This is a genomic window from Rheinheimera sp. EpRS3 (genome assembly GCF_001513785.1).
Lineage (GTDB): Bacteria > Pseudomonadota > Gammaproteobacteria > Enterobacterales > Alteromonadaceae > Alishewanella.
The window spans coordinates 1-13,751 of the sequence record NZ_LNQS01000011.1; the positions used below are offsets into that span (position 1 = coordinate 1).

Annotated in this window: 11 protein-coding genes; 7 read left to right on the forward strand and 4 right to left on the reverse strand. The window is 47.3% G+C overall.

Features of this window, described 5'->3' with window-relative positions:
* The first annotated feature begins 530 nt into the window (after positions 1-530).
* The gene (locus AR688_RS17960; RefSeq protein ID WP_068237339.1) at positions 531-1,022 is read left to right on the forward strand and encodes an RNA recognition motif domain-containing protein; all 492 of its coding nucleotides are present in this window, start codon (positions 531-533) and stop codon (positions 1,020-1,022) included.
* A gap of 131 nt (positions 1,023-1,153) precedes the next feature.
* Positions 1,154-2,248, forward strand: a complete 1,095-nt coding sequence (gene trmA, locus AR688_RS17965; RefSeq protein WP_068237342.1) for a tRNA (uridine(54)-C5)-methyltransferase TrmA — start codon at positions 1,154-1,156, stop codon at positions 2,246-2,248.
* Positions 2,249-2,266: 18 nt separating this feature from the next.
* Here trmA and fabR read toward each other — a convergent pair whose 3' ends face one another.
* Complete coding sequence (gene fabR, locus AR688_RS17970) at positions 2,267-2,875, reverse strand: HTH-type transcriptional repressor FabR (RefSeq protein WP_068237345.1); 609 nt, start codon at positions 2,873-2,875, stop codon at positions 2,267-2,269.
* A gap of 98 nt (positions 2,876-2,973) precedes the next feature.
* Between fabR and AR688_RS17975 the strand changes: the two genes are divergently transcribed.
* From AR688_RS17975 to AR688_RS17985, 3 genes are all read left to right on the forward strand, one after another.
* A complete protein-coding gene (locus AR688_RS17975) occupies positions 2,974-4,092 on the forward strand; it encodes an acyl-CoA desaturase (protein WP_068237348.1) in 1,119 nt (372 codons plus the stop codon).
* A gap of 87 nt (positions 4,093-4,179) precedes the next feature.
* On the forward strand, positions 4,180-5,604 hold the full coding sequence (sthA, locus tag AR688_RS17980; RefSeq protein ID WP_068237351.1) for a Si-specific NAD(P)(+) transhydrogenase: 1,425 nt from the start codon (positions 4,180-4,182) through the stop codon (positions 5,602-5,604).
* A gap of 129 nt (positions 5,605-5,733) precedes the next feature.
* Positions 5,734-7,098, forward strand: a complete 1,365-nt coding sequence (locus tag AR688_RS17985; protein ID WP_068237353.1) for a TonB family protein — start codon at positions 5,734-5,736, stop codon at positions 7,096-7,098.
* A gap of 54 nt (positions 7,099-7,152) precedes the next feature.
* On the opposite strand, the gene hemE is transcribed toward AR688_RS17985, so the two are convergent.
* Together hemE and nudC are read right to left on the reverse strand one after the other, a co-directional pair.
* Entirely contained in the window at positions 7,153-8,232 is a 1,080-nt protein-coding gene (hemE, locus tag AR688_RS17990) for a uroporphyrinogen decarboxylase (RefSeq protein ID WP_068237355.1), read from the reverse strand.
* Positions 8,233-8,529: 297 nt separating this feature from the next.
* The gene (nudC, locus tag AR688_RS17995; protein WP_068237358.1) at positions 8,530-9,324 is read right to left on the reverse strand and encodes an NAD(+) diphosphatase; all 795 of its coding nucleotides are present in this window, start codon (positions 9,322-9,324) and stop codon (positions 8,530-8,532) included.
* Positions 9,325-9,468: 144 nt separating this feature from the next.
* Between nudC and AR688_RS18000 the strand changes: the two genes are divergently transcribed.
* Entirely contained in the window at positions 9,469-9,954 is a 486-nt protein-coding gene (locus AR688_RS18000; RefSeq protein WP_068237361.1) for an Rsd/AlgQ family anti-sigma factor, read from the forward strand.
* Positions 9,955-10,287: 333 nt separating this feature from the next.
* Positions 10,288-13,149 (forward strand): TonB-dependent receptor plug domain-containing protein, encoded by a 2,862-nt coding sequence (locus AR688_RS20690; RefSeq protein ID WP_068237364.1) that lies wholly within the window; start codon positions 10,288-10,290, stop codon positions 13,147-13,149.
* Positions 13,150-13,204: 55 nt separating this feature from the next.
* On the opposite strand, the gene AR688_RS18010 is transcribed toward AR688_RS20690, so the two are convergent.
* On the reverse strand, positions 13,205-13,654 hold the full coding sequence (locus AR688_RS18010; protein ID WP_068237367.1) for a DUF4124 domain-containing protein: 450 nt from the start codon (positions 13,652-13,654) through the stop codon (positions 13,205-13,207).
* Between the last annotated feature and the right edge of the window lie 97 nt (positions 13,655-13,751).

A 13,751-nucleotide genomic window follows, 5' to 3' on the forward strand; every position in this document is an offset into this window, starting at 1 on the left:
AATCCATCATAAGTGCCCACACAGATGATTGATTGCGAATTGTTAAAGAGCGTGCTTTGAACTCTCAAAGCGGGAGGCGTATGTTACACTTCCCAGTTTTTAAGTCAAGCGTGACGATGATTCTTACTTCAAAAACACATCGTCACACCAGACTTGTTTACTCATTTCACTGCGTTAAACACCACCGTGAAGCGAGGGCGCCATTTTAGTGATTTAAGCCGATCTGTCAAGCGTCTTTTTGAAAGATTTTTGCGAACCGGTTTAACTCACCTGAAGCACCCAAACTGCAGCACCCGTGGCATGGCGCGCATTATAGGGCGTTTTGAAATACCTGCAAGCGGTTATTTAGTGAAAATGGGGTTTTACGTGCTGTTTGCTTACTAAATGGGCTTTTTGCATGTTTTAGATACAAATCGAGTGCAAACAAGCTGTTGTTTATGGTTGCGGTTTATTACCTAACCGCTAAGATAAGGCTGCTTTATCTTATTAAAGCATTCCGATAAATAGAACTAAGTGCTTAGGATATTATTATGTTACCCACTTTACGTGCTTCTTTGCCTTATACACTGGCATTAGCGGTGTTGGCTTATCTTGGCTTTGCCTTTCTTCCTGTGCTGGGGTTTGCTCAGGAAATTTTCGTGGTGATAGGTGTTTTGTTAGCCGGCATACTGGTGCCGGTGTTAGTAGATGTTAAAGGCCGTGCTGGCACGACTCCCTCGGCAGCACCTTTGGCGATGACTGACTATAAAGGTGATACGACTACCTTATATGTAGGTAACCTGCCTTATCGTGCAAACGAAGATGCCGTGAAAGAGTTATTCCAACGGTTTGGTGTTGTCGTTAATGTCCGCCTGATGAAAGATCGCCAAACCGGTCGGCGTCGTGGTTTTGGTTTTGTCGAGGTTGCGGCCAAAGACGGCGATAAAATGATCCAGAAGTTAAATGATTTTAATTTTCAGGAACGCACATTAAAAGTGCGTGAAGCTAAAGAGCGTCAGGATACTGACGACACTGAAGAGTAATTATCGATTATCGCTACAAGGGAAGCTTTTGCTTCCCTTTTTTATGCTCATTTTCCGCCCTGTTGAGATTCAAGGTTGGCTCAGCCTCTGCTCTGGCTTAAAATAGCTGTTTTGGTTTAATAGAGTTGCAGATGAGCGTAGGTCAGGTTTTCCCCGAGCAGTATTCAGAGCAGTTGACGGATAAGGTTAATGCTGTGCAACAGCTGCTATCAGATTTTAATGCCCCGGAGGCAGAGATCTTCAGATCTGAGCCCGATCACTACCGTTTGCGGGCGGAGTTCCGGATTTGGCACAATGGTGATGATATTTACCATGCTATGTTTGACTCGCAAACACGCGATAAGGTGCGTATTGACCATTTTCCGGTAGCCTGCCGCACTATTGCCGATTTTATGCCGGTGCTGCTGGAAAATATTCAATTTAACCATGAGCTACGCTATAAATTATATCAAGTTGATTATTTAGCAACTCTGTCTGGTGAGCTGCTGGTTTCTCTTATTTATAAGCGGCCATTAACCAATAGCTGGCTGGAGCAGGCTAAACAACTGACGGATAAGCTGGCCGGACAATACCATGTGAAGTTTATTGGCCGCTCACGTAAGCAGAAGCTGATGGTAAGCACCGATTATGTCACAGAACAATTCGAACTTGATGGCTGCCTTTTGCAATATCAGCAGGTAGAAGGCAGCTTTACTCAGCCCAATGGTGAAGTAAACCGGCAAATGCTGGGTTGGACAAAAAAGATTGCTCAGCAACTATCAGGAGATTTACTGGAGCTGTATTGCGGCAATGGTAACTTCTCTATCGCCCTGGCACCCTGCTTTAATAAAGTGGTGGCAACAGAAATTTCCCGTACCTCAATTAAATCGGCACAATACAACATTGCACTGAATAAGGTGGGTAACCTGCAAGTACTGCAAATGTCTGCTGAAGATGTATCAGCTGCACTGCAGCAAGGCTCTGTGCTAAAACAGCTGGATTTAGCTGATATGCAACTGAACACGATATTAGTTGACCCGCCGCGCGCCGGGCTGGACAGTGCAACCGAACAGCTGGTCAGTCGCTTTGACAATATTATTTATATTTCCTGTAACCCACAAACGCTGGCGCAGAACTTACAGACATTGACTAAAACCCACGATATTGCGCAACTTGCAGTGTTTGACCAGTTCCCTTACACCCACCATATTGAAAGCGGTGTGTGGCTACGTAGACGTCAAAGCTGATAAAGACCAGCTATAACGTCAGCCTTTTGGTTTACGGCCAGAACCAGCGGCACCATGAGTCAACCAGCGTAGCTGGGTAATAGTGCGACTGGTTAAATAACTATACTGCTCTGGTGGCGCGTCCAGCGCGTCGGCACCGGCATGAAAAACCAATATCACCATGGCTTCTGCCTGTGCCCTGGCTAATTCGTCCGGGCAGATGGTTTCCTTACGCAAATACTCGGCGAGTTCGGCAACAAAGTGCTGGATCTCGCGGGCTACTGCCCCTCTGAACGCTGCCGAGGTACCTGAGCGCTCGCGCAGCAATAAACGAAATACGTTACTGTTACCGGTAACAAACTCCATAAAAGTTTCAATAGAGGTGCGAATAACGCTGCCGTTTTTCTCAATACGTTGTCGGGCCTGGCGCATTAACTGTCTTAGCATCAGGCCTGCTTCATCGACTAAAGTAAGGCCTAATTCATCCATATCAGCAAAGTGCCGGTAAAAAGAGGTAGGCGCAATACCCGCTTCGCGCGCTACTTCACGTAAGCTTAAGCTGGCAAAGCTTTTATCAGCGCTTAGTTGAGAAAAAGCGGCATTTATAATAGCGCGGCGGGTGCGCTCTTTCTGCTCTGCTCTAGACACAGATATTCCTTCATTCACTGAAAAGCACTATTTTATACCTTGACCCGGGGGTTGTGACCAGTAGAATGAGCGAACAGTTGTAAGCTAAAGTGGAATTTATGAAAAAAGCACCCATTATCTGGACTAACGTTCTGCTGTTTTCCATCACAACCCTGATTGCAGCCATCGGTGTGCCTTGGTACGCCTTAACTGTGGGCTTCGGTTGGTTTGAGGTTATCGCCACTGTTATATGCTTAGGCTACTGCGGTATGTCTATCACTGCCGGCTATCACCGGCTGTGGGCACATAAAACTTATGATGCACATCCCATATTGCAATGGATTTACGCTATTGGCGGCGCTTTTGCGTTACAAAACAGTGCGCTGCATTGGTCAGCCGATCATCGTGTGCATCACCGTCATGTTGATGACAATGACAAAGACCCTTATTCTGCCGGACGTGGTTTCTGGTATAGCCATATTGGCTGGATGCTGCGTGATTATGAAGATGTAGAAAAACCGGACTACAGCAATGTAAGGGATCTGCAGAAAAACCCGATCGTAATGTGGCAACACCGCAATTACCTGTGGCTGACCATAGCCACCAACTTTGGTATCCCATTATTACTGGGTATTATCAGCGGTAACATTCTGGGCATGTTATTACTTGCCGGCGTACTGCGTTTGGTATTAAGCCATCATTTCACATTTTTTATTAACTCACTGGCCCATGTGTGGGGCTCACAGCCTTACACAGAAAAAAACTCTGCACGCGATAACGGCATACTGGCTTTTGTGACATATGGCGAGGGGTATCACAACTTCCATCATATTTTTGAATATGATTACCGCAACGGCATTAAATGGTATCAGTTTGATCCAACGAAGTGGTTTATTAAAACTGCCTCATGGGTCAAGCTAACTGGCAATCTTCGTACCGTTCCAGAAGAACGAATTGAACAAGCAAGGTTACAAATGCAGCTGAAACGGGCACAAGATAATGTGCGGCAAAAACCCAATGCAGAGCAGCTACTGCAATTGCTGCAGCATGAATACGAATTACTGCTTGCCAGAATGCAGGACTATTACAACATCAGAAAGCAACTGCTACTGCAACGCAAAGATAAACTGCTTGCACAGTATCAGGCGGTAGATTTCAAACATAAATACCACGAATTTAAACACCATCTGCAGCAGCAACAGCAACACTGGCAGCGGCTGGTGAATGCCGTCGCATGATAGAAAAAAGAGACTTCGGTCTCTTTTTTTATGTCTGATACCTGATATGCTCAAACTTAAGTTAGTTAAATCAGTGAGATTATCAGCGTGAGTGCGAGAAAAACGTCCCCGAAAAAAGCCAGCTTTGATTTTGATGCCATTGTTATAGGAACCGGCCCCGGCGGCGAAGGTGCGGCAATGTATCTGGCCAAAAGCGGGCTTAAAGTCGCGGCGATTGAACGCTATCATGCTGTCGGCGGTGGTTGCACCCATTGGGGCACCATTCCGTCAAAAGCGTTACGCCACTCGGTCAGCCGCCTGATTGAATTTAATGAAAACCCACTATTTCAGCTGGATGAACAGCATACCAAACTGACTTTCTCACAAATTTTAAAACATGCCGCCGGCGTGATCCGCAAACAAGTGCGACTGAGAACCGGTTTTTATGACCGTAATCAGGTAAAGATATATCAGGGCGAAGCCCGCTTTATTGATAATCACAACCTGAGTATCAGCAGTGATGATGGCAGTTGTTTTGAACTCAGTGGCAAAACCATTGTTATTGCCACAGGTTCACGCCCCTACCGGCCGGCAGATGTCGACTTTAACCATAACCGGATTTATGATTCAGACACTATCTTGTCACTACAGCACGATCCCAAGCATATTATTATCTACGGTGCCGGTGTTATCGGCTGTGAATACGCCTCTATTTTCCGTGGTTTAGGTGTTCGGGTAGATCTGGTAAACACCCGTGACCGCTTACTATCTTTTATGGATGCCGAGATTTCAGATTCACTGAGCTACCATTTCTGGAACTCCGGTATGACTATTCGCCATGGCGAAGAATTTGACCGCATTGAAGGTAAAGACGACGGCGTAGTGCTGCATCTAAAATCCGGCAAGAAAATGAAAGCGGATTGCTTTTTGTTTGCCAACGGCCGCACCGGTAATACTGATATGCTGAATTTAGCTGCAATAGGCCTTGAGTCAGACAGCCGCGGGCTGGTTAAAGTGAATAAACAGTACCAAACCAGCATAGACAATATCTACGCCGTTGGTGATGTAATTGGCTACCCCAGTTTAGCCAGCGCGGCATACGATCAAGGCCGCTTAGCTGGCGAAGCCATTGTTAAAGGTAACCTGGATGGCCATTTGATTGCTGACATCCCTGCAGGTATTTATACCATCCCTGAAATGAGCTCCGTTGGTAAAACTGAACAGGAACTCACTGCAGCAAAAATTCCTTATGAAGTGGGCCGCGCCCAGTTTAAGCATCTGGCCCGGGCGCAAATTGCCAATACCAGTGTGGGCAGCTTAAAACTGTTATTTCATCGCGATACGCTGGAGATACTTGGTATTCATTGTTTTGGTGAGCGTGCCGCAGAAATTGTACACATCGGTCAGGCTATTATGATGCAGAAAAATGGCGGCAATACCCTCGAGTATTTTGTTCATACCACTTTTAATTACCCCACTATGGCAGAAGCATATCGGGTAGCTGCATTGAATGGCCTTAACCGGCTATTTTAGCAATAAGATACTGATATTTAATAAATAAACAACTTAATTACCGTTGTAATATATATTTTTGTTTTGCCTGATAAATCGTTGTAAACTCAATTGCATAATAATTAAATAAATAGTTTACGGGGGCTTTTTATGCTGCAACTTAGGTACAGTTTAGCATTATTGTGGCTGACCATTTCGTTTCAGGCATATGCTGATTTCCCCACAGCAAAGGCCTTATTCGAGCAACAAGACTACTCGCAGGCCAAACCAAAGCTTGAAGCTTTGGCTGAGCTGGGTCACCTTGAAGCACAGTATCTGTTATCAAGAATGTATGCCGAAGGTTTAGGTGTAGATGCAGATATAAAACTAGCCTATGCCTGGACATTAATTGCCCGTGACGGTAAACACCCGTTAGCAGATGAACAATACAAGGCACTACGCACCAAACTTCCTTCGCGTTTGGCCGGAAAAGAAGTGTATACCACACTGAACAACCAGTATGGTAAACAAGCTCTGCTGGGTAACCTGTATCCAAGTGCCAACCGTTATGTAAAAACCAGCAGCAGATTAAAAGCAATAAGCCAGCCTGAACCTAAATATCCGTCCTATTTCGAGCGCGCAGGCGTCGCCGCCTGGGCAGTTGTTCACTATGACGTGACTGAAGATGGCACAGTAGAAAACGCCAGTATCGTTGCCAGCTTTCCTATCGATGGGATCAATGAGTACGTGCTGGATGCCGTGAAAAGCTGGCAGTTTGAGCCGCCAAAAGATTTATACGGCGATCCTGTGAGAATGGAACTACAATCGCATACCTTCAGAATAAAAAGCTCTGCAGGTTCACAAGCACGTAAATTCCAGCGCGATAGCCAAGAGTATACTGATGCCATTCTGGCGGCAGCTAAAGCAGAATCGGCCAAATATCAGTACCTATACGCTGTATTGGCAGAGAATAATATTACTACCGATCCCTCACCTGTTAACTGGTATCTGCAGGCAGCTGTCAATGGTTATCAGCCAGCGCAGTATCGCCTGGCGCAATGTTTAATTACCGGTAATGGCTGTGATAAAGATCACAGTAAGGCGTTAAACTGGCTGGGTATATCTGCTGATGGCGGTAATCCCAAAGCCGCTTATTTGTTAGCTCAGGAGCTACTGGACAGCAATAATGTTAATTATAATCCACATAAAGCTGCCGGTTATCTGGAAGGCGCGGCACTGCAAGAATACATGCCTGCAGTAACCGAATATGCCTCACTGCTGGCGATGTCAGATGATCCAACGTTGCGGGACCCACAAAAGGCGATCAGGCTGGCAGAACAAGGCCGCGCTATAGATGCCAACAACCCCAATCTGCTATCCACCCTGGGGATTGCTTTTATTGAGCTTGGCCAGCAAAGCCGGGGCGAGTCAATGCTCCAACAAGCGCTGGAAGAAGCTAGGCGGCGTAACTGGACCATTGAAAGCTTTGAAGATTTGCTTGCCGATTACCAGACTGTCGCCACAAGCACAAACTAATCATGCCATGGCAGCTCAGGTTCTCCCCCGGTGTGATGCCGGGGGCTATCCGGCTTATTCGGTCAGATCAGTATTCATATGATAAGTGCGGCTAAATGCGTGCACAGCATCAATAAAAACGCTGACGCGCTCAGGATCGACATCAGGTGTAATACCGTGGCCAAGATTAAATACATGGCCGGTTCCCTGACCAAACCCATCCAGTATCATTTGTACTTCCTGGCGGATGCGCTCTGGTGAGCCTAACAAAATTGACGGGTCCATATTGCCTTGCAGCGCAACTTTATCGCCAACACGGGCTTTTGCATCACCAATATTGATAGTCCAATCCAGCCCCAAGGCATCGCAGCCGGTATTAGCGATTGTTTCCAGCCACAGGCCACCGTTTTTGGTAAACAATGTTACCGGTACTTTACGGCCGTCTGCTTCGCGGGTTAAACCGTTGACTATTTGCTGCATATAGCCCAATGAAAACTCCTGATAGTCACGCGGTGATAATACGCCGCCCCAGGTATCAAAAATCATCACAGACTGGGCACCTGCCGCTATTTGTGCATTCAGGTACAACACCACGCTTTGCGCCAGCTTATCCAGCAACAGGTGCAAGGCTTCAGGCTCGGAAAACATCATTTTCTTGATCGTACCGAAGGTTTTGCTACTGCCGCCTTCAACCATATAGGTTGCCAGCGTCCACGGGCTACCGGAAAAGCCAATTAGCGGCACACTGCCATTCAGCTCACGGCGGATAGTGCGCACCGCATCCATCACATAACGCAGTTCCTGCTCCGGGTCCGGAATAGGTAGATTGGCAATATCAACAAAATCACGTACTGGCCGCTGAAATTTAGGGCCCTCGCCTTCGCCAAAATAAAGGCCTAAACCCATAGCATCAGGAATGGTCAGAATATCACTAAACAGAATTGCGGCATCAAGCGCATAACGGCGCAACGGCTGCAAAGTCACTTCACATGCCAGCTCCGGGTTTTTGCACAGTGACATAAAATCACCGGCCTGGGCTCTGGTAGCACGGTACTCAGGCAAATAGCGCCCTGCTTGTCGCATCATCCAAACCGGCGTTCTGTCTACCGGTTGTTTTAGTAAAGCTCTGAGGTACCGATCATTTTTTAATTGCATATATTGTCCGCCATTCACAGGATTGGCGCTATTTTAACACTCTGCAGCCGCAGCGACTATGTTTTCGCTGTAAATGCTGTGTTCAGGTTTTTTATGCTAGATGCTTGTCATCAACAAATCGATCTGCTATAACATTGCTGCGCTAGTGAAGAATAACAAGCAAGAAGCCCGTTTAAACGGGACCATGCAAACCATTTAGTTAAGCCACTTTATGTGGCTTTTTTATTTTCGGCCATCCATGGCACAAACCCTTACTGGCCCATCCCCGCCCTGTTAAAAATCTTCCCGGAAGATTGTTTATTTGCCTGCAATTTGCTGTAGTTGCTGAATAATTTTCCCTGAAAGCGTTTGTATTGGCGGCACCTCCGGTAAGGATGCCAGGTCAAACCAATATGCTTCTTCTATTTCTTGTGGCTGACAGACGATATCTCCACCGGCATAGTCAGCAATAAAACCTGCCATTAATGAATGCGGAAACGGCCACGGCTGGCTGCCAACATAACGTAAATTAGTAATATCGACGCCGACCTCCTCTTTTACCTCACGCGCTGCCGCCTGCTCCAGCGTTTCTGCAGATTCTACAAAGCCGGCAAGAATAGAGAAAAAACCTTTCCGGTGCCGGTTGGAGCGCGCCAGCAGGATTTGTTTATCTTTGATAATACCCACCAGTACACAAGGTGCTATACGCGGATAGCAACGATGGCCGCACTTGTTACACAAAGCTGCCAGCTCCCAGCTGACCAGGCTCATGGCACTGCCACACTGGCCACAAAAGCGGTGGGTTTGTAAAAATAATGCTACCTGCACCGCTCTGGCTGCCAGATGGAATATTTGTTCACCCTCGCTTAGCAAGTCTCGCGGCGACACCCACTCATTTTCATCTGCAATATGGTCATGATTAATCAGCAGATAGGCATCTTGCCCTGCCAGCTCACCCAGCCGGCATATCTGTTCAGGCTCTGCCGACAGCGTTAATGCACTTAGCATGCCTTGCGGGATCTGACGCGCGGCATTGACCCAGATACGGCCCCGGTTCACGACAAACCAGAGTCCGTGCTGATTTGGCGTTAAGCTGATACTGTGTTTGATCATAAGTGGTTCTCTGCTGTACTCTGTAGTTCGCGCTATCATAATGCCGTTCACTGGGCTGACCAATAAAAAAACGGTTGATCTTTCGTGCGAAATTCATTTAATTAGAGTTAACTGCAGCAGAACGCTGCATTGAAGGAGAAGGCAATGTACACCCGTGTGCAGACCGCGCGACAAAAATGGGGTGGTTCGCTTACCGCCATAGACAACTGGCTGGACGAGCGCCAACAGCTTATTGTCAGTTATTGTAAACTGGCCGCATTGCCGCCTTTCGATAACAAACGTACCAAGTTGCCTACGCAAACAGCAGTGCAGGAGTTTTGCCAGTTAATGGTGGATTATTTATCTGCCGGACATTTTGAAGTTTATGAACGTATTGTCTCAGAATGTGCGGTAAATGGCACGGACAGCCGTAAGCTGGCTGACAGCCTGTATCCGAAGATTGCGGTATCAACCGATCTGGCACTGAATTTTAATGATCTTTACGCCGACCATTTAAGTACCAAACACAGCGCAGCTTTTGACCGCGAGCTGTCTGAGCTAGGGCAAGCACTGGAAGAGCGCTTTGCTTACGAAGATGAACTTATTAATACCCTGTATGAAAAGCATATAGACAGCAACGTATCTGCCTGATAAGCCCTGGACGGTCAATATTTTGTAGCTGGTCTAAACTTAAATAAAGCAGCGCCTCAGGGCGTTGTTTTATTTGTGAATTTATAACTTAGCCACCAACTTCCCATCTCTCTGCAGTTCTGCCAGCACCGTAAGCCTACAAAATGCCAAACCCCAAAATAAACACAATAAAAACCTTAATGAAACTTTTTTTACAAAATAAACACTCTTAGCTAAGATTCAGGCTGAACTTATCATATAGTGAGTTCTGTACACTGCCTGTTGCCTGGCGAAAAAGCCGTGCCAGCCATGTTGTCAGCAGTAATTTGTGAAAATAAAAATAAGGAATACTGCATGCGCTCCTATTCAACGATATACCTGAGTGTGCTTGGTGCTATAACCTTTGCACCAACAACCACCCAAGCTCAAGACACGACAACCGATAAAAATGTTGAACGTATAGAGGTCACAGGTAGCCGGATCAAGCAAACTGAGCTTGAAGGCCGCAGCCCTGTACAAATTCTGGATCGTGATGCAATTGACCGTTCGGGTTTATCTTCAATTGGCGATATTATCCAAAACATTACCGCCTCCGGTTCTGCACTCAATACCAAATTTAACTCTAGCGGCAACTTCGGTTTTCCGCCGGATGGTGGTGGGGTTGGCGCCGGGGCAACTACGGTAGATTTGCGGCATTTGGGGGCGAAGCGGGTATTGGTGTTGGTTGACGGCATCCGCTGGGTAAATGAAAGCTCTGCATCTGGGGTGGGCGGCGTGGTGGATTTAAATACCATCCCGCTGGCGATTGTTGAGCGTATTGAGGTGCTAGAAGACGGTGCTTCGTCAATTTATGGCTCAGATGCCATAGCTGGCGTAGTAAATATTATTACCCGACGCTCTGCTGTTGGCGCCACTGTTAGCACCAGCTTTGGCCAATTTAGCGAAGGCGACGGTGATACCAGCACATTTGAGCTGAGCTTTGGCGGCGAAAGTGACAAACACAGCTACTTTATGGCGGCCAGCTACAACGAGCAAAAATCTGTTGCCGCAGATAGCAGAGCACAGTCCAGCCTGCCAGTACCAGGCACTGGCCTGGCTTTTGGCAGTTCAGCTATTCCAGGGGGCCGTTTTATTATCAATGACCCAAATACCGGCGCCTCATTAGATTTAGTACCAAACGCCGGCGTTACCAGCCCAGATTACGATCCCTCCCTTGGCGAAAGCTGCGACCGCACTGATGACTTTCACTGCTTTACCACAGCAGACCGTTTTAACTATTCCAGCTTTAACCTGCTGCAGACACCGAACAAAAGAGTGTCACTTTACGCCCAGCAGCGCTATGAATTTACACCGGATACCAACTGGTACCTGCGTGCTTTGTATAACCAGCGCAGCAGCGTAAATCAGGCAGCAGCTGAACCTATGTTTATTGGTACCTTCTCACCCAGTAACTACTGGATGGATAATCTGACTATCGCCGCCGACAACCCATATAACCCGTTTGGTTTTGATCTGGTAGCTTCAGGAGACGACCCTAATCTGATACTGGCCGGCAAACGCCCGCTGGAAGGCGGAGCAAGACGATTCGAGCAAAAAGTGGATACCTTCTATATTGGCTCAGGTATCGAAGGCCAGCTGGAATTAGCCGGAAACCTTTACTACTGGGATATCAACGCCGCGTACAGCACTAACCGGGCCAAGCAAGACAACTTCGGTAGCTACAATGCAAGACGCGTTGCCACCGCACTTGGACCTCTGGCCAGCTGTCAGGCTGATCCTGCTTGTGTGCCGTTGAATATCTTTGGTATCGGCAGTATCACGCCTGATATGCTCGGCTATATTCAACCGGTTGTCCGTGATACCAGCGAAAATAAACTTAGCTTGTATTCTGCCAATATTACCGGCGACATTGTGGAGCTACCCGCAGGGGCACTTAGCTTTGCATCAGGCTGGGAATACCGCAAATACACCGGTGAATACACACCAGATGCCCTGACAGTAGCCGGTGAATATAACGGCGTAGTGTCCTCTCCTACTTCTGGCTCGCTTAACGTTAACGAGCTCTTTGTTGAATTTAATGTGCCTTTACTTGCCGATTTACCGCTGGCAAAACAATTAGATCTGAGCCTGGCCAGCCGCTACTCTGACTATTCCACTTTTGGTAGCGAAACGACCAGCAAAGTAGGTTTTCGCTGGCTAATGCAAGACGAGCTGCTCTTCCGCGGTAGTTGGTCTGAGGGCTTCCGTGCACCTAATATCGGCGAGCTATTCGGTTCAGCCAGTGGTTTTGACGCTGTATTGTCTGATCCTTGCTCAGCGCCAACCCCTGCCCTTGCAGCAAACTGTGCGGCCCTTGGTGTGCCGGCCAGTTATCAGCAGCCTAACCCGCAGATCAGCGTGGTTACCGGCGGCAATCGTGAACTGGCACCAGAAACCTCCACCAGTTACAACCTTGGTACCGTATACAGCCCGGAGTACGCCAGCGCAACAGCCTGGTCAGAAAGTTTAGACATTGGCATCAGTTGGTATCAGCATGAGCTTAAAGGTGCCATTCAGGCGCTGGATGCACAAACACAGCTTAACTTGTGTGTACAAACCCTGTCAGAAACCTTTTGTAATGGCATAGGCCGCAACCAGCTTGGTGCTATTGATCAGTTTAATAATGTCCTGACCAATATTGGTAGTATAGAAACCTCTGGCCTGGACTTCGACATTGGCTGGCTAATCCCCCAAACTGAGTTTGGTCAGTTTAATGTCAGGCTCAGAGCCACACTGGTGGAAGACTATACCGTAGTTGATGCCAACGGCCAGCAGCAACCTAAAACTGTCGGTATTGAAGTTAATGACTCAGCAATTCCAGAATGGAGCGGCAACCTGGCCCTTAACTGGCAGCATGAAGCCTGGCAGGCCAGCTGGACAATGCGTTACACCAGCGACCTAGAGGAAAGTTGCGGTGATGCTGCCGATTTCGCGGTATGCCGTAATAATCCGTCTACCGGGCAAAACCGTCTGGGCAGCACTACTTACCATGATGCGCAAATCAGTTGGAACACCGACGCAATATTGTCTGGTATGCAACTGAGCTTTGGCGTGAATAACCTGTTCGGTAAAGAGCCTCCTATTTGTTTGTCGTGCTCACTGAACGGCTACGATCCATCAACCTATGATATGCCGGGCAGCCGTTACTGGTATCTACGCGCGTCTTTTAGTATTTAATAGCGTCTGATAGCAAAAAGCCCCGCAATGCGGGGCTTTTTCATCACAGAATTCATTAATTTTGTGCGTACTGACGTTCAAGACTGCCTACTTTTAGTTTTAAGCCCGCCAATGACGCTTTTTCTACCGCTATTTTCTCGTTGTACAACTGCTCTGTACGGGCAATTTTTTGTTGCAGCACAACCAGCTCTTCTGCTTTAGGGAAACTGCGACGCAGTTTGTAAAGTTCTGCTTTGAGCACTTCAAGGTCCTGCTGTTTTTGTTGCTCCAGCGAACTTATCTGAAACTCAACAAACCGGCTCTGACGCTTTAAGGCATCCACTTGCTGCTTATATTCACCGCGGGTGCCAATCATGGCGGTGCCGAGCGGGCGCATGTCTACTGTTTCAGCATCACCTGAGCAGGGAAACTGGCTAAACTCTACAACACCGTTTTGCTCACACTTGTAGACAGCGGCTTGTGCTGAAAACGCACTTAACAATAATAACCAAGCATATTTTATCATTTGCCACCCCGTTTATGAGCAATAAATGTACAAAAACCTTGCCAAATAGGCAAGCTAAGCCCGGTATTTATTTATGCTGTTTTAATGCGCTTTCAGA